Origin of the sequence: Aeromonas sp. 602396, from assembly GCF_049173735.1 — a bacterium.
Taxonomy (GTDB): Bacteria; Pseudomonadota; Gammaproteobacteria; order Enterobacterales; family Aeromonadaceae; genus Aeromonas; species Aeromonas veronii_A.
In genome coordinates this window covers 22,947-47,960 of record NZ_JAAKSD010000010.1, presented here as the reverse complement: position 1 = coordinate 47,960, position 25,014 = coordinate 22,947, and the positions used below count along the sequence as shown (strand labels likewise).

At 56.5% G+C, this 25,014-nt stretch carries 22 protein-coding genes and 1 tRNA gene; 17 read left to right on the top strand and 6 right to left on the bottom strand.

Annotation, left to right across the window (positions count from 1 at the left end):
* Window positions 1-95: 95 nt before the first annotated feature.
* The 6 genes from pspF (at window position 96) to G5229_RS12990 (ending at window position 6,537) form a co-directional block, all read left to right on the top strand.
* A complete protein-coding gene (pspF, locus tag G5229_RS13015; RefSeq protein WP_201939609.1) occupies window positions 96-1,124 on the top strand; it encodes a phage shock protein operon transcriptional activator in 1,029 nt (342 codons plus the stop codon).
* Window positions 1,125-1,232: 108 nt separating this feature from the next.
* Window positions 1,233-2,828, top strand: coding sequence for an ABC transporter substrate-binding protein SapA (gene sapA, locus G5229_RS13010; protein WP_421209290.1), 1,596 nt, complete (start codon window positions 1,233-1,235; stop codon window positions 2,826-2,828).
* A gap of 2 nt (window positions 2,829-2,830) precedes the next feature.
* Window positions 2,831-3,790 carry an ABC transporter permease gene (locus G5229_RS13005; RefSeq protein WP_158109240.1) on the top strand — a complete coding sequence of 320 codons (960 nt, stop codon included), beginning with the start codon at window positions 2,831-2,833 and terminating at the stop codon, window positions 3,788-3,790.
* Window positions 3,791-3,825: 35 nt separating this feature from the next.
* A complete protein-coding gene (locus G5229_RS13000; protein ID WP_216953434.1) occupies window positions 3,826-4,719 on the top strand; it encodes an ABC transporter permease subunit in 894 nt (297 codons plus the stop codon).
* On the top strand, window positions 4,719-5,717 hold the full coding sequence (locus G5229_RS12995) for an oligopeptide/dipeptide ABC transporter ATP-binding protein (protein ID WP_227342654.1): 999 nt from the start codon (window positions 4,719-4,721) through the stop codon (window positions 5,715-5,717). The genes G5229_RS13000 and G5229_RS12995 overlap by 1 nt, the downstream gene beginning before the upstream one ends.
* Before the next feature lie 34 nt (window positions 5,718-5,751).
* Window positions 5,752-6,537: an ATP-binding cassette domain-containing protein gene (locus G5229_RS12990; RefSeq protein ID WP_421209248.1), complete on the top strand. Its 786-nt coding sequence runs from the start codon at window positions 5,752-5,754 to the stop codon at window positions 6,535-6,537.
* Between the two features lie 104 nt (window positions 6,538-6,641).
* On the opposite strand, the gene htpG is transcribed toward G5229_RS12990, so the two are convergent.
* Window positions 6,642-8,555 carry a molecular chaperone HtpG gene (gene htpG / locus G5229_RS12985; protein ID WP_139746660.1) on the bottom strand — a complete coding sequence of 638 codons (1,914 nt, stop codon included), beginning with the start codon at window positions 8,553-8,555 and terminating at the stop codon, window positions 6,642-6,644.
* A gap of 165 nt (window positions 8,556-8,720) precedes the next feature.
* Window positions 8,721-9,323 carry a recombination mediator RecR gene (recR, locus tag G5229_RS12980; protein WP_019444931.1) on the bottom strand — a complete coding sequence of 201 codons (603 nt, stop codon included), beginning with the start codon at window positions 9,321-9,323 and terminating at the stop codon, window positions 8,721-8,723.
* Between the two features lie 214 nt (window positions 9,324-9,537).
* On the opposite strand from recR, the gene G5229_RS12975 reads away from it, so the two are divergent.
* Together G5229_RS12975 and G5229_RS12970 are read left to right on the top strand one after the other, a co-directional pair.
* Window positions 9,538-10,263, top strand: coding sequence for a DUF2982 domain-containing protein (locus tag G5229_RS12975; protein WP_266134807.1), 726 nt, complete (start codon window positions 9,538-9,540; stop codon window positions 10,261-10,263).
* A gap of 468 nt (window positions 10,264-10,731) precedes the next feature.
* Entirely contained in the window at window positions 10,732-11,763 is a 1,032-nt protein-coding gene (locus G5229_RS12970; RefSeq protein ID WP_266134806.1) for a LacI family DNA-binding transcriptional regulator, read from the top strand.
* Between the two features lie 145 nt (window positions 11,764-11,908).
* Here the strand turns inward: G5229_RS12970 and G5229_RS12965 are convergent, their stop codons facing one another.
* The 3 genes from G5229_RS12965 to G5229_RS12955 form a co-directional block, all read right to left on the bottom strand.
* Window positions 11,909-12,328 carry a GNAT family N-acetyltransferase gene (locus tag G5229_RS12965; RefSeq protein WP_227342647.1) on the bottom strand — a complete coding sequence of 140 codons (420 nt, stop codon included), beginning with the start codon at window positions 12,326-12,328 and terminating at the stop codon, window positions 11,909-11,911.
* Between the two features lie 96 nt (window positions 12,329-12,424).
* Window positions 12,425-14,446 (bottom strand): alpha-glucosidase, encoded by a 2,022-nt coding sequence (locus tag G5229_RS12960; protein ID WP_266134805.1) that lies wholly within the window; start codon window positions 14,444-14,446, stop codon window positions 12,425-12,427.
* A 103-nt stretch (window positions 14,447-14,549) separates the two neighbouring features.
* On the bottom strand, window positions 14,550-14,753 hold the full coding sequence (locus tag G5229_RS12955; RefSeq protein ID WP_227342643.1) for a hypothetical protein: 204 nt from the start codon (window positions 14,751-14,753) through the stop codon (window positions 14,550-14,552).
* On the opposite strand from G5229_RS12955, the gene G5229_RS12950 reads away from it, so the two are divergent.
* The 9 genes from G5229_RS12950 to G5229_RS12910 all read left to right on the top strand — a co-directional run bounded on the left by G5229_RS12950 (window position 14,736) and on the right by G5229_RS12910 (window position 24,494).
* Complete coding sequence (locus G5229_RS12950; protein ID WP_041234289.1) at window positions 14,736-16,124, top strand: glycoside-pentoside-hexuronide (GPH):cation symporter; 1,389 nt, start codon at window positions 14,736-14,738, stop codon at window positions 16,122-16,124. The two genes, G5229_RS12955 and G5229_RS12950, sit on opposite strands and share 18 nt — an antisense overlap.
* A 62-nt stretch (window positions 16,125-16,186) precedes the next feature.
* Window positions 16,187-17,644 (top strand): glycoside-pentoside-hexuronide (GPH):cation symporter, encoded by a 1,458-nt coding sequence (locus G5229_RS12945; protein WP_421209247.1) that lies wholly within the window; start codon window positions 16,187-16,189, stop codon window positions 17,642-17,644.
* Between the two features lie 64 nt (window positions 17,645-17,708).
* Window positions 17,709-19,463: an L-arabinonate dehydratase gene (gene araD / locus G5229_RS12940; protein WP_421209246.1), complete on the top strand. Its 1,755-nt coding sequence runs from the start codon at window positions 17,709-17,711 to the stop codon at window positions 19,461-19,463.
* Between the two features lie 11 nt (window positions 19,464-19,474).
* Entirely contained in the window at window positions 19,475-20,263 is a 789-nt protein-coding gene (locus G5229_RS12935) for an HpcH/HpaI aldolase family protein (RefSeq protein ID WP_216978945.1), read from the top strand.
* Window positions 20,263-21,156 (top strand): aldose 1-epimerase, encoded by an 894-nt coding sequence (locus G5229_RS12930; protein WP_421209245.1) that lies wholly within the window; start codon window positions 20,263-20,265, stop codon window positions 21,154-21,156. Before G5229_RS12935 ends, G5229_RS12930 begins: the two co-directional genes overlap by 1 nt.
* Complete coding sequence (locus tag G5229_RS12925; RefSeq protein WP_421209244.1) at window positions 21,149-22,036, top strand: SMP-30/gluconolactonase/LRE family protein; 888 nt, start codon at window positions 21,149-21,151, stop codon at window positions 22,034-22,036. Before G5229_RS12930 ends, G5229_RS12925 begins: the two co-directional genes overlap by 8 nt.
* Window positions 22,033-22,899, top strand: coding sequence for an NAD(P)-dependent oxidoreductase (locus G5229_RS12920; RefSeq protein WP_421209243.1), 867 nt, complete (start codon window positions 22,033-22,035; stop codon window positions 22,897-22,899). The genes G5229_RS12925 and G5229_RS12920 overlap by 4 nt, the downstream gene beginning before the upstream one ends.
* A gap of 95 nt (window positions 22,900-22,994) precedes the next feature.
* Window positions 22,995-23,684: a porin OmpL gene (gene ompL, locus G5229_RS12915; protein ID WP_421209242.1), complete on the top strand. Its 690-nt coding sequence runs from the start codon at window positions 22,995-22,997 to the stop codon at window positions 23,682-23,684.
* A 42-nt stretch (window positions 23,685-23,726) separates the two neighbouring features.
* On the top strand, window positions 23,727-24,494 hold the full coding sequence (locus G5229_RS12910) for an SDR family NAD(P)-dependent oxidoreductase (protein ID WP_266134800.1): 768 nt from the start codon (window positions 23,727-23,729) through the stop codon (window positions 24,492-24,494).
* 360 nt (window positions 24,495-24,854) lie between these two features.
* On the opposite strand, the gene G5229_RS12905 is transcribed toward G5229_RS12910, so the two are convergent.
* Window positions 24,855-24,942: transfer RNA gene (locus tag G5229_RS12905), tRNA-Ser, on the bottom strand.
* Between the last annotated feature and the right edge of the window lie 72 nt (window positions 24,943-25,014).

Below are 25,014 nucleotides of genomic sequence, written 5' to 3'. Positions count from 1 at the left end.
GAATAGCCGAATTGCAAGATGCCTCGCGCAAGAGATGATTAAAATCACCAACTTTTGGTAAGATTGACCAGCTTTTACAACTGACAGGGATCACTATGACCACGGCCACGGAAAGCCTGCTGGGGGAATCCAACGCATTTCTCGAGATCATTGAGCAGGCCTCACGGCTCGCCCCGCTGCGCAAACCCGTGCTGATCATCGGTGAGCGGGGGACGGGCAAGGAGCTGATCGCCCACCGCCTACATTATCTCTCGGCGCGCTGGGATCAAAGCTTTGTCACCATCAACTGCGCCACCCTGAGCGAGAGCCTGCTGGAGACCGAGCTGTTCGGTCACGAAGCGGGATCGTTTACCGGCGCCGCCAAGCGCCACCAAGGCCGCTTCGAGCGGGCCGATGGCGGCACCCTGTTCCTTGACGAGCTGGCCACCACCAGCGCCCGGGTGCAGGAGAAGCTGCTGCGAGTCATCGAGTATGGCGAGTTCGAGCGGGTGGGTGGGGCCAAGCCCCTCAAGGTGGATGTGCGACTGGTCTGCGCCACCAACGAGGATCTCCCTGCGCTGGCCGACAAGGGGCAGTTTCGCCACGATCTGCTCGACCGGCTCGCGTTTGATGTGATCACCCTCCCCCCCTTGCGGGAGCGGCGGGAAGATATCCTGATGCTGGCGGAGCACTTCGCCCACACCATGACCCGGGAGCTGGGCTATCCGCTGTTTGCCGGTTTCTCGCGCAAGGCAACCCAGCTGCTGCTGGATTACCACTGGCCGGGCAACGTGCGGGAGCTGAAGAACGTGGTGGAGCGAAGTATCTATCGTCAGGGCAATCCCCAGCTGCCGCTCTCGACCCTGGTGCTCAACCCGTTTGATTCCCCCTGGCGACCACAGGTCACGCAACCTGCGCAAGAGGCCCGAAGCGAGGTACAATCTGCATCCCCCCTCGCCTTACCGCTCGATCTCAAGCAGGCGGTGGCGGAGTACGAGATTAATTTACTCAAGCAAGCAATGCAGCAATCCCAGTATAATCAGCGCAAAGCCGCTCAACTGCTGGCCTTAAGCTATCACCAGTTCCGTGGCATGCTACGCAAATATCAGCTGCTGGATGGCGATAACGATGCAGAACAAGAGTGAAGGAGCGCGGTTGATGCCGACTCCAGCAACACGCCAGCCTTCGCGCTGGCACATTTGTATCAAAACGTGCGTACAAAACCCCTATAAGAACATGGTTCAACAATGAGAATGCTCACACCCTTGCTGCTGGGTATGCTGGTGCTGGTCACCGGCTGCCAGAAGCAACCCGAGGCCTCCAAAACCGGACTCATCTATTGTGCTGAGGGATCCCCCCTCTCCTTCAATCCCCATGTTTCCAACTCCGGGGTGACACTGGATGCCAGTGCCCGTCCGCTCTACGACCGCCTGCTGGAGGTGAACCCCAACACCCTGGCGCTGGAGCCGGCGCTCGCCACCAACTGGCATGTCAGCGAGGATGGCCTCACCTATACCCTGACCCTGCGCAAGGGGGTGACGTTTCACCATACCCCCTGGTTCAAGCCCACCCGCACTTTCAATGCCGATGACGTGGTCTTCACCTATGCCCGCCAGCTGGACGAGCAGCACCCCTATCATCAGGTTTCCGGCGGCGATTACCCCTACTTCTACAGCTTGGGGCAAGATCTGCTGATCAAGCGGGTGAGCAAGAAGGGGCCGCAGACGGTAGTGTTCGAGCTGAACCAGCCAAACGCCTCCTTCCTCGCCACCCTGGCCAGCGACTATGCGGTGATCCTCTCCGCCGAATACGCCGAGCAGATGTTGCAGGCGGGCACGCCAGCCCTGCTGGATAGCCGCCCCATCGGCACCGGGCCGTTCAGCTTCAAGGAGTATCGCCACAACGAGTTCATTCGCTATCTGCGCCACCCCGGCTACTGGGGCGGCGATGCCAAGATTGAACAGCTGGTCTACGACATCACCCCCAAATCCGCCAAACGGCTGGCCAAGCTGCTGACCGGCGAGTGCGACGTGATGAGCACCCCTTCCGCCAGCCAGCTCTCGGTGATCAAGCAAAATCCGGCGCTGAGCCTCTCGGTCCAGTCGGGGATGAACGTGGCCTTTTTGGCCCTCAATACCCGCAAGCCGCCATTCAACAACGTCAAGGTGCGTCAGGCCATTGCCAGCGCCATCAACATCGACAACCTGTTGCAGGCGGTCTATTTCGATACCGGCCTGCCCGCCAACAGCCTGCTGCCGACCCTCTCATGGGGGTACAACCCCAGCCTGCCCGAGCGCAAACCCGACCTGAAACGGGCGCGCCAGCTGCTCAAGGAGGCGGGTCTGGAGAAAGGGTTCGAGATGCAGGTGCTGGTACAGCCAGACGCCCGCCCCTACAACCCGGATGCGGTCAAGACCGCCCAGCTGATCCGCAGCGATCTGGCCAAGGTCGGGATCAAGCTCAAGATCGTGCAACGGGAGTGGCCGGTGATCGAAGGCCGCCTCACCAAGGGGCAGTACGACAGCCTGCTCTCCGGATGGATTGCCGACAACGCCGATCCGGACAACTTCTTCCGCCAGCTGCTGAGCTGCTCGGCAGTGGAGCGCGGCAACAACTACAGCCGCTGGTGTAGCCCGGCCTTCGATCAGCTGCTGGATGATGCGGTCACCACGCCCCAGCTCTCGTTCCGGCTGCGTAACTACTACTATGCCCAGACCCTGCTTAACGAACAGCTGCCGCTGATCCCGCTGGCACACGCCTTGCGTACCCAGGTCAGCCGCAGCGACATCGAGGGGCTGACGCTGATGCCCTTTGGCGGCACCTCCTTCAACCAGGCTCACAGGGAGTAAGCATGCTTCTATACACCTTGCGCCGCATCAACCTGCTGCTCATCACCCTGCTGGCGCTGACCTTTGTCGCCTATCTGCTGGACTATCGGCTGATCGGCAATCAGCTCAGCTTCTGGAGCGGCTATCCCGACTTCCTGCGCCGCATTTTCGCAGGTGACCTGGGGCTCTCCAGCGTCTCCGGGCTACCGGTGCTGGACGAGATCCGCCACTACTTCCCGGCGACCCTGATCCTCTGTCTGGCGGCGTTCGCCATCTCATTGCTGGTGGGCATTCCTCTCGGCACCCTGGCGGCCCTGTCCCAGGGCAAGACGCTGGATCTCTCCATCATGGCTGCCGGTCTTATCGGCTATGCGGTGCCGGTGTTCTGGCTGGCGCTGCTGGTGGTAATGCTCTTTTCGCTGGATCTCGGCTGGTTGCCAGCCTCCGGGCAGATCAGCCTGCTCTACGACGTGCCCCCCATCACGGGCATCGCGGTGATCGATGTGCTGCTCAGCAACGAACCCTGGCGGCAAGCGGCGCTGCACGATGCCCTGCGCCACCTCATTCTCCCATCACTGGTGCTGGCGGTGGTGCCCACCACCGAGGTGATCCGCCATGTGCGCAGCTCCCTCATCGACGTGATGAAGCAGAACTACATCAAGGCGGCGGCGAGCCGGGGCCTTTCCAAGGCGCAGATCGTCTGGCGCCATGGTCTGAAGAACGCCCTGCCGCCGGTACTGCCGCTGCTGGGTCTGCAACTGGGTAGCGTGCTCACCTCCGCCATGATCACCGAGGTGGTGTTCGAGTGGCACGGGATCGGCCGCTGGCTCATCAGCAGCATCGCCCTGCAGGATTACGCCGCCATTCGCGGCGCGACTCTGGTGGTGGCCAGTTTCGTGATCCTGACCAGCGTCAGCACCGAGTTGCTGACCACCCTTATCTATCCGGCACGGCGCAAAGAGTTGTATGCCAAACAAGATTGAACGCGCTCATGGCGTGACCAGGAGCCAGGTATCCTATGCAAGATAAATCGAACATCTATCCCGAGCTCAAGATCCTCTCGCCCCTTGAGCAGACGTGGGCCTCCTACAGCCGCAATCCGTTGGCGATGGCGGGGCTCTGGTGCTTTTTGCTGTTGCTGCTCATCACGCTGGTGGGGCCGCTGGTCGTCCCCTACGGCATCGATGAACAGCACACCGACAAGCTGCTGCTCGCCCCCTCGTGGGCGGCGACCGGCAACATCGACTACTTCCTCGGCACCGATGATTTGGGGCGCGACATGCTCTCCCGGCTGGTGGTGGGGGCACGTCTCACCTTCGGCTGTGCCCTTGTCGTGGTGGTGATCGCCATGGTGGTGGGCTCCGCCATCGGCATACTCGGCGGCATGAGCAAGGGGCTGAAATCGAGCGTGCTGCACCACCTGCTCGATACCCTGCTCTCCATCCCCTCCCTGCTGATGGCCATCATCATGGTTGCCATTCTGGGGCCGGGCCTTGGCAATACCCTGATTGCCATTACGCTCGCTTTGATCCCGCCCTTTATCCGGGCCACCTATAACGCAGTGCATGCCGAGATGCAGAAGGAGTACATCATTGCCAGTCGGCTCGATGGCTCGCCCCCCTTCAGGATCATGCGGCTGGCTATTTTGCCCAATATCGTCGAGACCCTGGTGGCCCAGACCACCCGCACCTTGTCGGCGGCCATTCTCGATATCTCGGCGGTCGGGTTTCTCGGTCTCGGCGCCCAGTCTCCCCAACCTGAGTGGGGCACCATGCTGGCCGATTCGAGCGATCTTATCTATCTCGCACCCTGGACCGTCACTTTGCCGGGCATGGCTATCCTGTTCAGCGTGCTGGCCACCAACCTGGTTGGTGAAGGCATCCGCGAAGCACTCAAAGAGGGGAATGACTGATGCCGCTGCTCGATATTCGCAATCTCACCATCGAGATCGACACACCGCAAGGCAAGGTCAAGGCGGTGGACAAGGTGAGCCTGACCCTGACCGAGGGGGAGATCCGCGGTCTGGTGGGTGAATCCGGCTCAGGTAAAAGTCTGATCGCCAAGGTGATCGTCGGCATCGAGAAGGACAACTGGACGGTACGTGCCGACCGGATGCGCTTCAACGACATGGATCTGCTGAGCATGCCTCCCAAGGAGCGCCGTCGCATCATGGGTCGCGAGATCGCCATGATCTTCCAGGACCCCATCAGCTGTCTCGACCCCTCCGAGGAGATCGGCACCCAGCTGGAAGAGGCAATCCCGACCGATTCGTTCGAGGGGCAATTCTGGCAACGCTTCCAGTGGCGCAAGAAGAAGGCCATCGCCCTGCTGCACCGGGTCGGCGTCAAGGATCACCGCAAGGTGATGCGCGCCTATCCCCATGAGCTGTCGGATGGCATGTGCCAGAAGGTGATGATCGCCATGGCCATTGCCAACCAGCCGCGTCTGCTGGTAGCCGACGAGCCCACCAGCGCCATGGAGTCCACCACCCACTCCCAGATCCTGCGACTCCTGGACAAGATGAACAAGCTGGGCAATACCACCATCCTGATCATCAGTAACGACATCGCCGCCATCGCCAACCTGACCGATACCATCAACGTGATGTACTGCGGCCAGATGGTGGAAGTGGGCACCCGGGAGCAGATCCTTGAGACCCCGCATCACCCCTATACCGATGCCCTGCTCAAATCGATCCCCGACTTTGACAAGCTGGTGCGCCACAAGTCGCGCCTCGAGACCCTGCCCGGCGTCATCCCGCCACTGCAACACCTGCCCATCGGCTGCCGTCTGGGGCCGCGCTGCCCCTACGCCCAGAAGCAGTGCGTGCAGACTCCTTTGATGAACAAGATCAAGGGCCATCAGTTCAGCTGTCACTTCCCGCTGAACATGGAGGAGCCGAAAAAATGATGACCGTTAATGCCCCCATGAAGGAGCCCCGCTTGTGATCGAGCCATCCCTGTTGCAGGTCAGAGGCCTTAGCAAAACCTACCAGAACCGTACCGGTCTGTTTCGTCGTCAGGCAGTAGAGGCGATCAAGCCCCTCTCGTTCGATCTCGAAGTGGGCCAGACCCTCGCCATCGTCGGCGAAGCTGGCTCCGGCAAGAGTACCCTCGCCCGCATTCTAGCCGGCATGATCGAACCCACCAGCGGCGACATCGCCATCGACGGCCAACTGATGGTGCATGGCGATTACCAGACTCGCTGCAAACTGCTGCGGATGATTTTTCAGGATCCCAACACCTCGCTGAACCGCAAGATCCGGGTCGGCCAGATCCTGGAAACCCCGCTGCGTCTCAACACCGAGATGACCGAGGAGGAGCGCCGTGAGAAGGTGGTGCAAACCCTGCGCATGGTGGGGATGCTGCCGGACCACGCCCTGTTCTATCCGCAGATGCTCTCCTCCGGTCAGCAACAGCGGGTGGCGCTGGCACGCGCGCTGATCCTCAACCCCAAGATAGTGGTGGCCGATGAGGCGCTCTCCACCCTGGATATCTCGGTACGCTCCCAGATCATCAATCTGCTGCTGGATATGCAGGAGACCATGGGACTGAGTTATGTGCTGGTAGCCAACGATCTGGGCATCGTCAGCCATATCAGCGACGAGGTGCTGGTAATGCACGAAGGTCGGGTGGTGGAGCGCGGCAAGACTCTCAAGGTGTTTGCCGATCCCCAGCATGAGGTGACTCGCCGTCTCATCCAGAACTACAACAACGAATACCGCAAATAGAGAGGCGCTGGCCGCTCCCTTGCCGCTGTGTTTCGCCGAGCTCACTCGGCGAGATCAAAAAAGCCCACTGCATGCAGTGGGCTTTCTGTTACCGGCGTTGCTGCTTAGGCTTGCAGCAGCAGACGGTTGATACGGGAGACGAAGCTCGCCGGATCGTTCAGCCCGCCCTGCTCGGCCAGCTGGGCCTGTTCGTGCAGCAGGGTGACCCACTCACCGAACAGAGCCTCGTCTTCAATGGTGTCGAGTTTCTTCACCAGCGCATGGTCGGGGTTGAGCTCCAGAATGTACTTCTGCTCCGGTACCGGCTGGCCGGCCGCACGCATGAGCTTGATCATCTGGGTGCTCATACCGTAGGCGTCAGTGACGATGCAAGAGGGTGAATCGGTCAGACGGTGAGTGACACGCACCTCTTTCACTGCATCGCCCAGGCTCTTCTTGACCCGCTCCACCAGACCGGCGTTAGCTTTTTCGGCCTCTTCCTGCGCCTGCTTGGAGGCTTCATCTTCCAGATCGCCGAGATCCAGTTCGCCACGGGTGACGGAGATGAGCTGCTTGCCGTCGAACTCGGTCAGGTGGCTCATCAGCCACTCGTCCACTCGCTCCCACATCAGCAGCACTTCGACACCCTTCTTGCGGAAGATCTCGAGATGCGGGCTGTTCTTGGCAGCGGCATAGGAGTCGGCGGTGATGTAGTAAATCTTCTGCTGACCTTCCTTCATGCGGCCAACGTAATCCTCGAGAGAGACTGTCTGGGCTTCGCCCTCGCCAGCGGTGCTGGCAAAGCGCAGGAGCTTCGCGATCTCTTCGCGGTTGGCGTAATCCTCGGCCGGGCCCTCTTTGAGCACGTTACCGAACTCTTTCCAGAACTTGGCGTACTTCTCGGCATCGTCTTTCGCCAGCTTGGAGAGCATGGTCAGGACGCGCTTGGAGCAAGCCTTGCGCAGGGAGGCGGTCACCTTGTTGTCCTGCAGGATTTCACGGCTAACGTTGAGCGGCAGATCGTTGGAGTCCAGCACCCCTTTGACAAAGCGCAGGTAAGTCGGCATAAACTGCTCGGCGTCGTCCATGATAAAGACGCGCTGTACGTAGAGCTTCAGACCGTGCTTCTGCTCGCGGTTATAGAGGTCAAACGGTGCGCGGGCCGGTACGTAGAGCAGGCTGGTATACTCCTGCGCCCCTTCCACCCGGTTGTGACCCCACAGAAGCGGGTCTTCAAAGTCGTGGGCGACGTGCTTGTAGAACTCCTGATACTCCTCGTCCTTGATATCTTTCGGGTTACGGGTCCACAGTGCAGTCGCGCGGTTGACCTGCTCCCACTCGCCCGGGGTGCCGACGATGGTCTCACCATCCTCTTCCCGATCCGGGGTACCCTCTTTGTACATTTCCACCGGCACGCTGATGTGGTCGGAGTATTTGCTCACCACGGAGCGCAGACGCCAGTCGTCGAGGAACTCGTCCTCTTCGGCACGCAGGTGCAGGATAACATCGGTACCGCGACCCTCTTTGGTCACGTCAGCCACGGTGAAGGAGCCTTCCCCTTCCGATTCCCACTGTACGCCCTGCTCCGGCGCGGTGCCGGCGGCGCGGGAGACCACGGTCACCTTGTCGGCCACGATAAAGGCGGAGTAGAAACCGACCCCGAACTGACCGATCAGCTGGGAATCCTTACCCTGATCGCCGGAGAGGTTTTTGAAGAATTCGGCGGTGCCGGACTTGGCGATGGTACCCAGATGCTCGATCACCTGATCACGGGTCATACCGATCCCGTTATCGGAGATGGTCAGGGTACGCTTCTCTTTGTCCACCACCAGGCGCACACGCAACTGGCCGTCGTTTTCAAACAAAGAGGCATCGGAAAGCGCCTTGAAGCGCAGCTTGTCCGCCGCATCGGATGCGTTGGAGATCAGCTCGCGCAGGAATACTTCTTTGTTGGAGTAGAGGCTGTGAGCCATCAGGCTCAGCAGTTGTTTGACTTCAGTCTGAAAGCCGTGGGTTTCGGCATGAACACTTTGGGTCATGGACCAATCCTCAGAAACATCGGGTTGAACATATGCCCAACCTAGATGGGGACGGCCAATCAAATATCAAGGGGGCGAATGTGCAATCCTGCTCATTCGCCCCCTTTTTCCATTCAACTGCCGATTTTCTGATCAAGCCGCAATGATACAGCCCTATCCCGCCCCTTATTTGAGGCGCTGACGCCCCATCAGGGAGTGGGAGAGCGTGGTGCCATCCACCAGCTCCAGCTCTCCGCCCACCGGCACACCGTGGGCGATGCGGCTCACCTCTACCCCGGCAGCACGGGCCATATCAGCGATATACCAGGCGGTAGCATCCCCCTCGATGGTGGGATTAGTAGCGAGGATCAGCTCACTGATGTGCTCTTCCTTCAGACGGCGCTCGAGAATATCGAGCCCCAGCTCCTCCGGGCCGATGCCGTCCAGCGGCGACAGATGGCCCATCAGCACAAAGTAACGACCGGAAAACTGACCGGTCTGCTCGATGGCCGCCACGTCCGCCGGGCTCTCCACCACGCAGAGCAGGCCATTCTCTTCCCGCTTGGGATTGGCGCAGATATCGCAGCGATCGTTCTCGGTAAAGGTGCGACAGTGGCTGCAGTGACCAATCTCGGTCAGGGCGCGAGAGAGCAGCTGGGCCAGACGCAAACCGCCGCTGCGCTCACGCTCGAGCAGGGTAAAAGCCATCCGCTGGGCAGACTTGGGCCCCACCCCCGGCAATACCTGCAGGGCTTTCATCATCTCATCGAGCAGGGGACTGAACTTCATAACACTCCTTACACGGGCCTGCCCCTCGCCACCACCAGGGCCACGACGGGTCAGCAAAACAGGATAACGCCAATGGCGCAGGACTATACCCGAGCCGGCCCATGACTGCCATTTGCTTTGCTGGCCAGCGCAAAAACGCGGCGCTTATACTTGGTCAAAGACAAACGGGTGGTGTAATAAAAGATCGCTCCCCTCATCAGGACAAGGAGGTTAAATGGAGACACAACATATAAAGCCTCTGGTCCGCCGAAACGGACTAACCCTGATCTGGGCCGGGGGGCTCATCACCAGCCTGATGCTATTACTACTCTGGTTGCTTGTGGAAGGCCCGGTGCTCCCGGCCTATATATTGTTGCTACTGAGTGGCATGATGATAACCTTGATAGGCTGGTTCAAGCTCAATGAGCCCCCGATCAGCCTATCCCTATGCCAGCACTCCCTCCACTATCACCACAAATATGGCGGCTGGGCACTGAAGTGGCACAACATCCAGCGTATCGATCAACCCAGAATCCATGTTGGTTGGGATCTCCAGCCCCTGCCCTATATCGGTTTCAAGATAAAACAGTATGACGAGTTTCTGACACTGATCACTCCCAGACTGGCCGTGCATCTGTTGACAGAGCAGCGCCCTGTGTTGCTGCATGCCCTGCATAATGAGCAGCTCCATGGGCAGCCAGTGCATACAAATGACCCCTTACAAGGCATCGACTGGCTGGAGGAGAGTCACTTTTGCTCCCCGCAAGGGCTGCACTACGATGGCGCATTGGCCATGCTGGCTCAACGGATGATTCGCATGCGCCACTTGCTCGGTTATGACCTGTTGATCCCGGTAGGCAGCCTGGATCGGGAACCGGATGATTTCCTCAAACTGCTGCGCCAATACAGGCAGGAGGCGATCGTCTCTCCACTACCTTCATCAGAGCCACACGCTCAATAACCCCCCTGCCAAGTGGTTGTCGCTACGTCCCAGGCACTAAACGGTGAGCTATCCAACGCGGTTGTAACACCCATTAGACGATTGCAGAGAGTGCTGATGAGAACTACCGATTCCCATAACACTAAATACTCATACCCTGAAGTAACCACCCTTCACCATGTGGTGCGGTGTTTATTTGAACAGTTAACTGCCATGGGTCATGGCAGTTAAAGAGGCTCATTTTTCGACATTGGATGCCAAAACGCTCAAGCGCTCTTGGCAACACGTTTTTATTTGTAATGGCTAACCAAAATCTAATTACCATACAAGTAACCCGAATTGCCGACGCACCTCCTACAGCGAATCATCACTTTTATTTAAGCCTTATTTTTTATACACTTAAATACATGTCGGGAGATTATTGGATGGCTTTTCCCTCAGATAACGAAGGATGTCGAGCCGAGTAAAACCAATCAGGAAGCAGAACACGTGTCCTCGAGAAGCAAACAAACCGTCAAGCTTGATGATGTCGCGGCCCTGGCCAAGGTGTCCCCCTCGACAGTCTCACTTTATGTACGTCATCCAGACAAGGTAAAAGCCAATACCGGCCATAAAATTCAGCGTGCCATTGATGAATTGGGTTATGTGCACAACAAAATTGCCAGTCAGTTTACTGCCGGGCGAAGCTCGGCAATGGCAATTATCGTTCCTTCCATTTCCAATATTACCTTTAGTACCTTTGTCCAGCAGATTGAACATATCGTGAGTGATGCAGGTTTTCAGCTCTATATCGCATCTCATGATCACTCAATGGAAAAAGAGGAGCAGCAGATCCGCTCCATTTTACAATGGTCTCCTGCCGCCATAACCCTCACTGGCGCGAAGCACAGTGATACTACGATTCGTATGCTGGAGCACAGTGCGGTGCCTGTGGTTCAAGCATGGCAAATCGGTGAAGCCAGTCCGTTTGTCGCGCAGGTCGGTATAGATCATTTTCAGGTGGGTTACGATGCCGCATCTTACCTGATACGCTCCGGCTGCCATAAAATTGCCTATTTCACGACCCGTTTTAACGATGACGTGCGTGCGCAGAGCCGCTACAGCGGCTTTTGCCAGGCACTTGAGACGGCGGGTATGGATCCCTTGTTGGTCGAAATCCCTTACAGCGACAATATTTACCCCGCCGCACGCGAACTACTCATCAAGACACTGCTCAAAGAGCGCAAACTCGACGGCATTTTTGCATCAAACGATACCATTGGTACTGCATTGCTGATGGAGGCGATTGCACGCAATATCCCGGTACCAGAGCAACTATCTATCATCGGGTTTGGCGATTTTCCAGGCAGCGGCTATCTGGCCCCCGTGACCTTGTCCAGTATCAATATCAATATTCACTCTGTTGCCAGCCAAGCTGCATCTATGATGTTGCGGATGGCTCGCGATCCCGATTATAAAGGCGAGATCATTGATGCAGGATTTGACTTGATCCCCAGACAGAGTACCCGGTTTGTTTTGTGACCAAGCCAATATAGTCACACCATGAACCATCACAAAACCATGGCCTTGATAAATAGCCCATAAAGATAAATGCCCCCCATGTATCTACCAGAACACTATCCATTGCGTCAGATATTTTTAAGCAGGGCACCAGTCACTGCCAGCGCTACAAGGTTTTGGTTAAGTAATATCGCTGATGAAACACCGGGCACTTTTCCAACGTCATCACGACGGAATAACCCCTCGCTTGGTAAAAAGGCTTTGCTTGAAAACTAAAAGTATCGAGCTGTGAAAAACGGCAGCCGCGCTCTAGGGCAGCCTGCTCCATTGCTGCCAATAACCGGCCTCCTACACCGCGCCCCCGCAGACTGCGGGCCACCCACAGATACTCGATATAGAGCCAGTTGCCGTAGGTATGGCCGCTGCATCCTCCGGCACGACGTTGCTGCTCATCCTGATAGAAGATGGCAAGTGGGCGACGTATCTGTTCACCGACAAACTCACGATTGGTTTTGATCAGGTTGTCTCGTAAAAAATCTATGTCGTCCTGGCTGGGGTTTTGCACAACGTCAAGAGTGTCAATCATGCTGCTCTGCTCCTCTGTTGAAACATAATGGCCGTGAACATTGTCACGGCCATGGGTTATCCGGGTCGCATCCTCTATAGCGAACGCCGGTGCGATTTACGCCAGATCCTTTAGCTCGGCAAACAGCGAAGCCCAGGGACTTTTGGCACGATAGAACACCGGGGGCTGGCCAATCGGTGCAGGCAGAGTGACCCGCTGGCCCCCTGTAAAGCGCTGGCCGCTCCAGACATGCGTCCACTGCTCACCTGCAGGCAGGTAAGTTGTCCACTCACGCACATCCCCTTGGTGAACCGGTGCCACCAGCAACTCTGACCCATAGAGGTATTGATCCTGTATGACGTAGACCTCGGGATCATGTTCAAAATGCAGCATCATGGCACGTTGAACCGGATACCCTTTCTCAGCCGCTTCATCCACCAGGCTACGTAAGTAAGGAGTCAGGTGGCAATAAACTCGGGTCATCCGGGCAAAATGCGCCAACGTGCTGCCATCCTGGTCAAACTGGAAGTTCTCATCAGGGCGGTTACCTTCGTGGGTACGCATGACTGGGGTAAAGGCAGCCATTTCAACCCAGCGGTCAAACAGCTCCTTGGTTCGACGGTTGCCAAACAGTGAGGTGTAGCCACCGATATCCGAGTGGTGATACGCGTTCCCCAACATACCGGAGGAGAGCGCCCCCGAGATCACCGTGACCAGACCGTCGTGACGGCTGAAATCGACACATTGATCGCCTGCCCACAGTAGCGGGCAGTATTGCTGCACCCCAGTGTAACCGGCTCGCATAAAGAAAAGGGCATCACCGGTTTGGCCGTTCATCGCGATCGCTTCTGCGTTGCACTGGGCCCACAGAGTCGGCCAGGCATTGTGCATCAGCTTGGCATCGACACCGTTGTGCAGGTAGATGTTATCGGTCGGCAGGTACTCGCCAAAGTCAGCCATCCACCCCTTGATCCCCATGTCCAGCATGTTTTTACGCAGCACGGTATCACGGAACCAGGCCATGGCGTCTGGATTGGTAAAGTCGATACAGCCGCAATAGAATTCGCCAAAGTCGACCAGCGCAACCTGACCATCCTTGTCCAGCGCCATATAGCCGAGCTCTTTGGCGATCGGAAACAGCTTGCCATCTTCACACAGGTAGGGGTTGACGTAGGCCATGAACTCGATGCCCTGGTCATTGAGCTCCTTGATCCTGGCGGGCAGATTGGGGTAGCGATCCTGATGGTGCTGCCAATCCCAGTCCCAGAACAGGCGCTTGCCAAACGAGGTGACCCGCAAGCCGCACCAGTCTTCACTCCACAAACCCGAAACCTTGATACCATGGTCAAGGGCGTTTTCCAGACGACTGAAGGTATTGACCTCTCCCCCCTTCAGACCAAGGATCGCCCCCTTGTAAACCCACTCAGGCAACCTGGGCTGGCGGCCAAACCGGGCGGACAGTTTTTCGATAATGCCCAGATAGCTCTCTGCGGTGCGCAACTCGATGGCCTGCGGGATCGCCCACACTTGCAGCTCATGAAACCCTTCGTGACGAAAATCGAAATCGGCATAAGCGGTGGTGTCGATATGGCAGCTGTATTTACGAGAGGAGACAAACGTGGGTTGCGGATAGTTGGTGTGGTAGTAATCCCCACCGGCTTTGCCCATCACATCGGCTTTCCATTTGATCTCGCTGTGGGGATGGCGACCAACACCGGGCTCTGAGGTCCACAACGGAAAGTGACGGCCACGCAAATCAAAATAGGACATCTGCTCGCCACAACCCCAGACATGCTCTTTACGTTCGGCCGGCAATCTGACCCAAAAGCGGTTATATGCCTCGTCCAGTATGGTCGGATAAAGCATCACATCATCGCCATCACACACCACAGCCACCTGTAGCAAAGCCGGGGTCAAGGCATTCGGGGCAAAAACGAACAGGTTGTTGTCAACCTGTTCGATATGAGTCAATGCGACGCGAGACTCGATGTAGTCTTCGATGTCAAAGTTGCCGCGATAAATTTCCATTTTTTCCCGGCCCTTGCCTATATAAAACGCTGGGGCATCCGCTTGATGAGAAAATAACAACTGCTGCTGGTGCTGAATCGTTAACGCCTGTGACGAAAATTCGAGTTGCATTGCATAAGCTCCTGTTTAGTCGGGCCATCCCCGCTTGCTCGCAAACACAATAATAGCGCTACGATTTCATTTCAATCGCGTAAAACCCAAACAGCGATCTCGATCACCAATCAACACCCGCCACATGAAAACGTTTAGCTCGCTTGCAAGCACTATTTGTAAGAGAATCCTTAACCACCAGCGCAATCTCTCGATCTGGATCCCACTTTTCAACAATCACACTTGCGCCAATAATCGCATCGCTACGATTATTGGGCTGCCGGATGGATTCCACACTATGGAGAATAAAATGGTTGTTCAGGCGCATATCGAAAGCAGACTGCCTTTTAGGGAAAAACTTGCCTATGGCGTCGGCGATTTTGGTTACAACTTTGTATTGAATATCACCACCCTCTACCTGCTTAAATTTCTGACCGATGTAGCAGGTATCAATGCGGCGTGGGCAGGCGTCATCTTTTTGGTGGCGAAAGTGTTCACCGGCTTCACCGACCTGGGCACCGGCATTTTCCTCGACACCCGCAAGAGCTTCGGACCTCGCGGCAAGTTTCGTCCGATGCTGCTCTGGACCATAGTGCCCCTGTTTGTCTGCAATATGTTGCTGTTTTGCAATTTTGAGCTCGACAGCGAGACCAAGACCACCCTGTTCATCGTCTGCTTTATGGCCTTTGGCCTGTTCTTTAGCTTGGGCAATGCCAGCTATGGCGCCATGGTGCCCTCTATGACCAAAAATGTTCAGGATCGCGCAGAGCTGGCAGCATGGCGTCAGGGCGGAGCCAACACCGGCCTGTTGTTAGCCACCGTCGGTTTCATGCCCATCGCCATGTTGTTTGAATCCCAGGAGACCGGCTACATGGTGGCAGCCCTGGCCTACACCTCGGTCGGCTTGGCGGCGGTGCTCTTTTGCTACCTCAACGTCAAAGAACACCACACCATCATAGGTAATGACCCTGACCAGATAGTCGAGAAGCCCACCATCAAGGAGGGGCTCAAGGCGGTACTCAAGAACAACCAGTTGCTGGTGCTGGCAGTAGCCAACCTGCTGACCCTCTCCGCATTCAACGTCAAACTCACCGTGCAGGTCTTCTACGCCCAGTACATTCTGGGTGATGTCTCCATGGTCTCTTACATGAGCTTTGTCAGCATGGGGTGCATCTACCTCGGGGTGTTGTCTGTGCCTGCGCTGGTACGCCGCTTTGGCAAAAAACCTGTCTATCTGGCCGGATTGTGCCTGTGGATCTCCGGCGACATTGCCAACTACCTGTTCGGTGGCACCGTCATGAGTTACGTGCTGTTCACCTCGCTGGCGTTCTTTGGCACCTCTTTCGTCAACAGCCTTAACTGGGCGTTTGTCTCAGATACCGTTGAGTACGGTGAGTGGAAAACCGGTACCCGTACCGAAGGCTTGGTCTACTGCGGCATGACCTTCTTTAGAAAGTGTTCGCAAGCTATCGCAGGGTTCGTCCCCGGGTTTGCTCTGGCACTGGTTGGCTACATGCCCAATGTGGAGCAAACCGATGCCGCCAAAGCCGGGATCACCGGACTGATTTTCATCTACCCGGCAAGCCTGGCCATCGTAACGGCACTGGTGATGGCCCTCTTCTACACCCTCAACGAGCAGCGCTATCAAGAGATCATCGCCAGCCTTGGTGCCCGCCGTGTGGCGACCACCCAAAGCTGACTCTCATGCAACTGGCAGCGGCGTGCTGGCCACGCTGTTGCTCTCTTCAAGGATGTGATCCCATGACATATCGCAATGTGGCAAGTGACCGTCTGGCATGGCAGGAAAAGATGGCCTACGGAGTGGGTGATCTCGGCTATAACTTCCTGCTCAACTGCACAACTCTCTATTTGCTGATCTTCCTGACCGATGTGGCAGCCATTCCGGCAGCATGGGCCGGAGCAATCTTTCTGGTTTCGAAGTTCTTTACCGCCTGCACCGATCTGGTGACCGGCAGCGTGCTGGATAATCGTTCCGAGCTCGGCCCCAGAGGTAAATTTCGCCCCTTCCTGCTCTGGACCATAGTGCCACTGGCTCTTATCAACACCGCCCTGTTTACCAGCGTTGAGCTCCCGGTCATCGCTAAAACAGTACTGTTTACCCTGCTGTTCATGATGTTTGGTGCCTTTTACAGTTTTGGCAATGCCTCCTATGGCGCCATGGTCCCGGCCCTCACCAAGCGACTCCAGGACCGAGCCGAGCTCGCCGCCTGGCGCCAGGGAGGAGCCAATACCGGATTACTGCTCTGCTCGGTGGGGTTCATGCCGCTGGTATTGCTGTTTGACAAACCACAGGTCGGCTATAGCGTTGCGGTACTGATTTATTCGGTCATGGGGGCTGCAGCAGTACTCTTTTGCTACAGCAGAGTTCGTGAACGCCATGTGCTGCCATCGGTTGTCAACGAATCGGGGTTTTCGGCAGTACAAACCAACGCACGGGCCGTGCTGGCAAACCGTCCGCTGGGCATCCTGGCGCTGGCCAATCTGCTGACGCTAGCAGCGTTCAACACCAAGCTGATTGTTCAGGTTTTTTACGCCCAATATGTGATTGGCGACGTATCGATGATCGCCTACATGAGCTTCATCAGCATAGGGTGTATCTACCTGGGTGTATTGCTGGTCCCCTTTGCCGTGCACCGTTTTAGCAAACTGCCTGTCTATCTGGCCGGCATTGGCGTGTGGATATGCGGTGACCTGCTCAACTACCTCTACAGCGAGAGTGCTCTCGATTACATCCTCTTCACCTCCCTGGCCCTGTGGGGATCCGCTTTCGTCAACAGTCTCAACTGGGCGTTCATCTCTGACACCGTCGAGTATGGGGAATGGAAAACCGGCATCCGCACAGAAGGGCTGGTCTACTGCAGTCTGACCTTCTGCCGCAAATGTTCGGCCGCGCTTGCGGGCCTCATTCCCGGGCTGGTGCTGGCATGGTCAGACTATGTTCCCAACGCGACGCAAAGCACCGAGACCCAAAGCAGCATCGCCAATCTGATGTTTCTCTACCCGATCTGTGTCCTGATTTGCGCTGCTGCCTTGATGTTGCTGTTCTACCCGCTCACTGATGCTCGCTATCAACAGATCGTCCGGGAGCTGGCACAACGCCATGCCCTTGCTTCTCCCCGGAAACCCCATCACCGAATGAGTGAACAATCTACTCCATCGCCTGACACCCCCCCTCTTCGTGCGGGTCAGAATGGCTGAATTTAACATGCTGTTTTTATTGAATTAATCCTTAACCAAATCAGACAAAGAGAGCGCTATTCCTATGTCATTCAACAGTGAAAACCTGGCCAAGCTCGATATCTCGGCGCTGCGTAGCCAACGCTGGTATGCCCCCGACACCATCCGAGCCTTCGCCCATCGTCAACGCAGTCAGCAAAGTGGCTTGAACCGCGACGAATTCATGGGCAAGCCAGTGATCGGGATCATCAATACCTGGAGTGAAATGAGCCCCTGCCATAGCCACCTGCGTGAGCGCGCCGAGGCCGTCAAGCGAGCCGTCTGGGCCGCGGGAGGCTACCCCGTTGAATTGCCCGCGCTGTCGGTCGGGGAAGTATTGGTCAAGCCGACCACCATGCTCTATCGCAACTTTCTGGCGATGGAGGCAGAAGAGCTGCTGCGCCAGCATCCTATCGATGGGGCCGTGCTGCTCGGCGGTTGCGACAAATCCACGCCAGCCCTGCTGATGGGTGCCATTTCGATGGACTTGCCGGTGATCTTCTGCCCCGCCGGCCCCATGTCGAGCGGCAAATGGCGCGGCCATGTCACCGGTGCCGGTACCCATACCAAGAAGTTCTGGGACCAATTGCGCTTGGGGGCCATTACCCAGCATGACTGGATCGAGCTGGAGGGGGCGATGACTCGCTCCATCGGCACCTGCAATACCATGGGCACAGCATCCACCATGACCTCCATCGCCGATGCCATGGGCTTTATGTTGCCGGGGGCCAGCTCCATCCCCGCCGCTGACTCGCGACACGTCCAGATGGCAGCCCAATGCGGCCAAATCATCGTCGACATGGTGTGGCATGATCACAAACCTTCCCGCTGGCTGACCCGAGCCAACTTCCTCAATGGCGTAGTGGCCTACATGGCGCTCGGCGGCTCCACCAATGCCGCGATCCACATGATTGCGATGGCCAACCGGGCGGGCATCAACCTCACTCTGGAAGACATGGAGTCGATGGCACGGGAAGTCCCTGTGCTGGCCAATCTGTTTCCCTCTGGTGATCAGTTGATGGAGGAGTTCTTCTTCGCCGGCGGTCTGATGGCCCAGCTGAAAAAGGTGGAGTCATTCCTCCACCTCGATGCGATCGGGGTCACCAATCGTCCCGTTGCACAGTGGATTGCCAACGCGACCTGTTATGACGACAACGTGATCCGCTCGCTAGATAACCCTGTGGTACCGCTCTCCCGTGGATGTGCATTGACAGTATTGCGCGGCAATCTGTGTCCCAACGGGGCTGTGATGAAATCATCTGCCGCCAAACCCGAACTGCGCCACCACAAGGGCCCTGCCATCGTCTTCGACAGCCATCAAGAGCTCTCGGATCGCATCGATGACCCCGCCCTGGAGGTAACCAAGGAATCAGTGATTATCCTGCGCAATGCCGGCCCGGTCGGCGCGCCGGGCATGCCGGAGTGGGGCAACCTGCCGATCCCGAAAAAGCTGCTGCAACAAGGCGTCACCGACATGGTGCGGATTAGTGATGCCCGCATGTCCGGTACTCACTATGGCGCCTGTATCCTGCACGTTGCCCCTGAAGCGGCCATTGGTGGCCCACTGGCACTGGTACGTACCGGTGACCTCATCGAGCTCGATATCGCCAATGGCCGCCTCAACATGCTGGTCAGTGATGAAGAGCTGGCCGAGCGCCGCCGCACGCTCAAACCGGTACACAAAGTTTATGAACGCTCTTATGCCGCACTCTATCAACAACATGTGACCCAGGCCGATCAGGGCTGTGACTTCGATTTCCTCCAGGCTGGCAGCAAAGTGCCCGAGCCCCCGATTTTCTAAAGGAGCAAACAATGAATCCGTTCAAACTTGCGATTACTCAAGGTCCACGCCCACTGGGCACCTGGATGATGACTGGCAGCGATACGGTGGCGGAAGCCATGGCGACTGTCGGTTTCGATTTCTTGGTGCTGGACCAGGAACATGTGCCGGTCGATAGCCTGGATGCGATCCGTATCGATCGCGCCATTCGTGCCAGCAACCCGGCCACCACCCCACTCTACCGCCTGGCCTGGAACGACACTGTGTTGATCAAACGGGCGCTTGATGGCGGTGCAACGTCGCTGATGGTGCCGTTTGTCAACAGTGCAGCAGAAGCCCGCAAAGCGGTAGAGGCGGCCTACTACCCTCCCCTAGGCAAACGCGGCTTTGCCGCGGTGCATCGTGCGTCCGGTTACGGTGCCGAACCCGAATTCGTGCGTAAAGCCCGGGAAGAGCTCTGCCTTATCCTGCAAATTGAGACCCCTGACGCCATTGATGCCATGGAAGAGATGGCCATTGAAGGAGTGACCGGCTTCTTTATCGGCCCCGGCGATATGAGCGCAGCCATGGGCCATATTGGCAATCCCTCTCACCCCGAGGTGCAAGCCAAGATCCGTGAAGGGCTGGAGAAGTGCCAGCGCTTGGGATTGCCTTGCGGGATCGTCGGTGGCAACCCCGAGCTGGTGAACAAATATCAAGAGATGGGTTTTAGCTTCGTGGCGCTCGGCTCCGACATGAGTTACCTGCTGGCTCGCGCCCGTGAACAGCTCGCCGCGATCCGGGGGGAACGTCTGAGCATATCCGGTGGCGAGGTTTACTGATGAAGAGGCTTCACCGCCAAAGCGGCCCGCTTGATCTGGAGCTCATCCCCGAGCTTGGTGGCGCTATCGGCAAACTGACCTGGCATGGCAGGGAGATCTTGCGCTCCCTGCCCGATGGTCAGAACGTCACAGTCAACCAGGGGGGCTGTTTTCCCCTGGTACCTTACTCCAACCGTATTGCTCATGGACGGTTTCACTTCGCCGGATATGATTACGCCCTGCTGCGTAACTTTGGCGATCATCCCCACTCAATTCATGGCAACGGCTGGCAGCAGCCATGGCAAGAAGGGGATGCAGATGATGACTCTGTCGTGCTGACCCTGCACCATGACGCACAGGGAGCATCCGCGGCGCAATGGCCCTGGCCTTATCGGGCAACTCAGCGCTTCACCCTGCAAGAGAATGCGCTGCATATCATACTCACTTACCACAATCTGGCCGATCACGCTGTCCCGGCTGGGCTGGGCTTTCACCCCTATTTTCCCCGTGCGGCGCACGCCGAGATCCAGTTCGACGCAGGCGGTGTGGTACTCAACGACCACAAGTCCCTGCCCACTGGTCTCGCGCCACTACCGACCCAATGGAACTATCGCACTTGGCGCAAACCTGAACCCGCCAGTGTCGATAACTGCTTCCATCACTGGAGTGGCTGTGCACGGGTGCGCTGGCCAGATGAGAAGCTGATGGTGACCCTGAGCTCACCCGATGCGCCTCACGCCATCCTGTTTCTGCCGCCCGCCGATCGTGACTTCATCGCCATCGAGCCGGTTTCTCATATCAATGATGCCATCAACAACGGTGGCTTTGGTGACACTGCGCTGGCCATGGCCACTGTGCCAGCCAATGGGCAGTTGCAGATCTCCATGCTGCTTGAGGTTTCTCACTATGCCTAATCCTGCTCTGCTACTTGCCGACTACCGCGGCCATCTGCCCGAGTGCCCGACCTGGAGCACTGATGAACAGGCGCTCTACTGGACCGATATTCTCGAGCGTTGCCTGCACCGCTATCACCCCGAAAGCGGCGCCATGACGACAATCCCCTTCCCCGAAGAAGTGGGCTGTTTTGCCCTGCGCGAACAGGGTGGCTTTATCGCAGCGATGCGCACCGGGATCTATCTGTGTGATCAACACGGGCAAATTGAGCGTAAAGTCGCCGATAATCCCAATAACCCAGCGCTGGCCCGTTTTAATGATGGCGGTACCGATCAGGCGGGTCGTTTCTATGCGGGCACTTACTGGAGCCCACGAGATTACAACGGCGCCCTGCTATGCCGGGTTGATGCCGAGCTGCAGATGTCGGTGATCCAGTGCGACATTCTGGGAGCCAATGGCTTGGCATTCAGCCCAGACATGCGCTGGATGTACACCACTGATACCCCCAACCGCCGCCTTTATCGCACTCCGTTGGCCCGCGACGGTTCACTCGGTCAACGGCAACTGCTGCGCGAGTTTGCAGCCCGCGCCGACGAAGGGCGCCCGGATGGGGCTGCAATCGATGTCGAAGGATGCTACTGGAGCGCCCTGTTTGATGGCCATCGTATCGCCCGCTTCTCTGCAGAGGGGGTATTGCTGGCCGAATATCCCTTGCCAGTACGTTGCCCCACCATGGTCTGTTTTGGTGGTGAGGACATGAAGACCCTCTTCATCACTACCACTCGCGAAAATATGGACGTCGCCGAACTGGCAGCACGTCCGCTCTCAGGTGCGCTGTTCAGCATGCGTGTTGACATCGCCGGTCTTGCTAAACCCACATTTAAGGAAAACAACGGATGAAAACTATCGGCTTTATCGGTCTTGGTCTGATGGGCGAAGCGATGTCAAAGAACATCGTCAAAAAATTTGATGGCAATGTGTTGGCATTCGATATCAATCTGGAGGCTGTCGCCCGTGTGGTCGATGCAGGGGCCATCGCCTCCCCTTCCATTGCCAGGTTGGCAGCCGATGCGGATGTGATCATCTCCATGGTACCGCGCTCCGAACACGTCAAAGCGGTCTATACCGAACTGCTGCCACACCTTGGCCCCGGCAAGATCACCATCGACATGTCCACCATTGACCCGGCCGTGTCAATCGCCTTATCCCGCCAGGTAGCAGAAACCGGTGCCGTGATGCTCGATGCGCCCGTGGTCAAATCGGTCCCTGCCGCCGTGGCTGCCGAGCTCGGGATCTACATAGGTGGCGACCTGTCCGCCTACAAAAAGGTCAAGCCGTTGCTGGCCATGATGGGCAGCAACCAGATCCACCTAGGGGGCAACGGCCGTGGTTTGATCATGAAGGTGCTGCACAACACCTTGGTCGCCCAAATTCAGAACAGTGTCAACGAAATGCTGGCCACCGCCGATCATTTCGGCATCGATAAAGAGAGCTTCAACACCGCCGTCTCTTACGGTGGCGGCAGCAACTTCTATCTGACCAGCAAGATAGGTGCCCTGATCGCCGAGAACTACAACACTGTCTTCTCGCTGGAGAACATGGCCAAAGATATCGGCATTATGAAGAACCTCATGGACGAAGAAGCGCTGACCCTGCCCGGAGTCGAATTGGTGAATAACATTTACCAGCAAGGCCTGAATAACGGTTTGGGCAGTGAGGATTTCTGTGCCACTTATAAGTTGGTAAAGCAAAACATTCAATAGCCGGCTGATAAAAACCATCGCATGAGGTAATTAATTTACCTCATGCCAATCGCTGCACGATTTAATATCAATTTACCATTGGCGAGTCAATCACTATGCGTATCCACCCCAAAATATGCTTAATCCCTCTTATATGCTGCAACGCAGCTTTCGCGGGCGGTTATTTTGAAAGCCGTGAGGCATTTAACTTTGCTACCGACCAAAATGAGTTATTGTTGCGACTCGGCTATAACTGGGAATCTGGTGCGGGTATTATGGCCAGCAATGCGTATAATACCGATAAACTAGACAAGCTAAAGCACAGTTATAACGAAATTGAAGGGTGGTATCCGCTATTAAATTTAACCACCAAACTCTCGGTCAATGCCGGTGGTTTGGTTAACTCCTCTAGCTCTGGCTCTGGTGGCTCTGCGTATCTGGATGGAAAGTACAACTTTACCGATAACTTTTCCGTTATTGCACGATACCGTTACAATCATCAAAATTATCTAACTACGGATCTTGATGGTTATGGCGATAATAACGATACCAATGAATACGCACTGTATATTATCAATAAAATAACGCCAGCTTTGACCCATACTTTTGAATCGCACTATTTTTCTCGCGTTAACAATTTCAACAGTGCTAATGGGAAAGATCATCACTGGGAGCTAACCAGTCAAACCCGCTATCGAATCAATCCACAATGGATGCCTTATCTGGAATTACAGTGGTACGATAGAAATATTGCCTATGATGCAGAGGCATACCGGATCCGTATTGGTGTTAAATACTTTTTCTAATGTTGCCAGATGAATTCAATCTATGACTCACGGAGAGCAGTTATGAACTATTCCCAGCAAGTACAATATCACTCTATTGCCGGCAAGGTCGCCGTTATTACAGGTGGCGCCAGTGGCATTGGCGAAGAGTTGGTGCGCGCATTTGTCAGCCAAGGAGCCAAAGTCGCCTTCCTCGATTTTGATAAATCAGCAGGCGAAGCACTCGCGCATGAGCTCGGCTGCCTGTTTCTGTTTTGCGATGTCACCGACCTGACTCTGCTCAAAGCGTGTTTTACGACCATTGAACAACAGCTGGGCAGTGTCGATATCCTGATCAACAACGCGGGCAGCGATGATCACCATAAAATTGAGGATCTGACCGAGGAGTATTTCGAAAACCGCATCAATATCAATCTGCGTCACCAGTTGTTTGCGATCCAAGCCGTGCTGCCAGGCATGGAGCAAAAAGGGAGCGGCAGCATCATCAATATGGGCTCCATCAACTGGATGCGGGGCCGCCCCGGGAGAGTCTGCTACTCCCTGTCAAAAGCCGCCATCCATGGTTTTACCCGTACCCTGGCGCAGGAGTTGGGCGCGAGAGGCATTCGGGTTAACAGCCTGGTACCAGGCGCAATCCGCACCCCCAAACAGGATGCGATGTGGGCGCAACTCGACCCTGCCGCGGTGAACCAGTTTGTCGAACTGCAAGCTCTCAAATTCCGTCTCGATGGCTCACATTGTGCTCGCATGGCCCTCTTCCTGGGTTCTGACGAATCCAATGGCTGTACCGGCCAAGACTTCATTGTTGATGCAGGGCTTACTCTGAACTAGGGCTCTGTCCCAAGGCTGTCTGCTTGAAATGATGAGGTTTGAGCAATATCTGGCTGGCATGGCATTCAACCATGCCGGGCAATCCAGAAGAGGCAAATGCTGCAGATATTGCTTGTTTTTATAGATACGCGCTTGGCTAGATGGGACAGGTCTCGATGCAAATGGGGAAAACGCCATTAATCCGAGCAAGAGTGGTCTCCATGACCCTCTCTTACATCTGAGGGTACCGGAAGAAGATCCCACCATCTTCAGAATGATGCGATCAACTGATATGCAAACCACCAACAGTTGAGATAGTCGGGGCGCATAATAAATCATGCATAAAGAAAAACCCCTGCTCTAAAGCAGGGGTTTACTGTTTGGCGGTGAGGGAGGGATTCGAACCCTCGATACGTTGCCGTATACACACTTTCCAGGCGTGCTCCTTCAGCCACTCGGACACCTCACCAAATTTTGGTCTGTGGTTTAACGTGTTCAGCCAACACGGTATTCGCTGCGCTGTTGCGCTGGAACGGGGCGT

Excerpts from the sequence above, each read along its gene's own strand:
- pspF (WP_201939609.1), top strand. The coding sequence starts at position 96 with ATGACCACGGCCACGGAAAGCCTGCTGGGGGAATCCAACGCATTTCTC.
- sapA (WP_421209290.1), top strand. The coding sequence starts at position 1,233 with ATGCTCACACCCTTGCTGCTGGGTATGCTGGTGCTGGTCACCGGCTGC.
- G5229_RS13005 (WP_158109240.1), top strand. The coding sequence starts at position 2,831 with ATGCTTCTATACACCTTGCGCCGCATCAACCTGCTGCTCATCACCCTG.
- G5229_RS13000 (WP_216953434.1), top strand. The coding sequence starts at position 3,826 with ATGCAAGATAAATCGAACATCTATCCCGAGCTCAAGATCCTCTCGCCC.
- G5229_RS12995 (WP_227342654.1), top strand. The coding sequence starts at position 4,719 with ATGCCGCTGCTCGATATTCGCAATCTCACCATCGAGATCGACACACCG.
- htpG (WP_139746660.1), bottom strand. The coding sequence starts at position 8,555 with ATGACCCAAAGTGTTCATGCCGAAACCCACGGCTTTCAGACTGAAGTC.
- recR (WP_019444931.1), bottom strand. The coding sequence starts at position 9,323 with ATGAAGTTCAGTCCCCTGCTCGATGAGATGATGAAAGCCCTGCAGGTA.
- G5229_RS12975 (WP_266134807.1), top strand. The coding sequence starts at position 9,538 with ATGGAGACACAACATATAAAGCCTCTGGTCCGCCGAAACGGACTAACC.
- G5229_RS12965 (WP_227342647.1), bottom strand. The coding sequence starts at position 12,328 with ATGATTGACACTCTTGACGTTGTGCAAAACCCCAGCCAGGACGACATA.
- G5229_RS12960 (WP_266134805.1), bottom strand. The coding sequence starts at position 14,446 with ATGCAACTCGAATTTTCGTCACAGGCGTTAACGATTCAGCACCAGCAG.
- G5229_RS12950 (WP_041234289.1), top strand. The coding sequence starts at position 14,736 with ATGGTTGTTCAGGCGCATATCGAAAGCAGACTGCCTTTTAGGGAAAAA.
- G5229_RS12955 (WP_227342643.1), bottom strand. The coding sequence starts at position 14,753 with ATGCGCCTGAACAACCATTTTATTCTCCATAGTGTGGAATCCATCCGG.
- G5229_RS12945 (WP_421209247.1), top strand. The coding sequence starts at position 16,187 with ATGACATATCGCAATGTGGCAAGTGACCGTCTGGCATGGCAGGAAAAG.
- araD (WP_421209246.1), top strand. The coding sequence starts at position 17,709 with ATGTCATTCAACAGTGAAAACCTGGCCAAGCTCGATATCTCGGCGCTG.
- G5229_RS12935 (WP_216978945.1), top strand. The coding sequence starts at position 19,475 with ATGAATCCGTTCAAACTTGCGATTACTCAAGGTCCACGCCCACTGGGC.
- G5229_RS12930 (WP_421209245.1), top strand. The coding sequence starts at position 20,263 with ATGAAGAGGCTTCACCGCCAAAGCGGCCCGCTTGATCTGGAGCTCATC.
- G5229_RS12925 (WP_421209244.1), top strand. The coding sequence starts at position 21,149 with ATGCCTAATCCTGCTCTGCTACTTGCCGACTACCGCGGCCATCTGCCC.
- G5229_RS12920 (WP_421209243.1), top strand. The coding sequence starts at position 22,033 with ATGAAAACTATCGGCTTTATCGGTCTTGGTCTGATGGGCGAAGCGATG.
- ompL (WP_421209242.1), top strand. The coding sequence starts at position 22,995 with ATGCGTATCCACCCCAAAATATGCTTAATCCCTCTTATATGCTGCAAC.
- G5229_RS12910 (WP_266134800.1), top strand. The coding sequence starts at position 23,727 with ATGAACTATTCCCAGCAAGTACAATATCACTCTATTGCCGGCAAGGTC.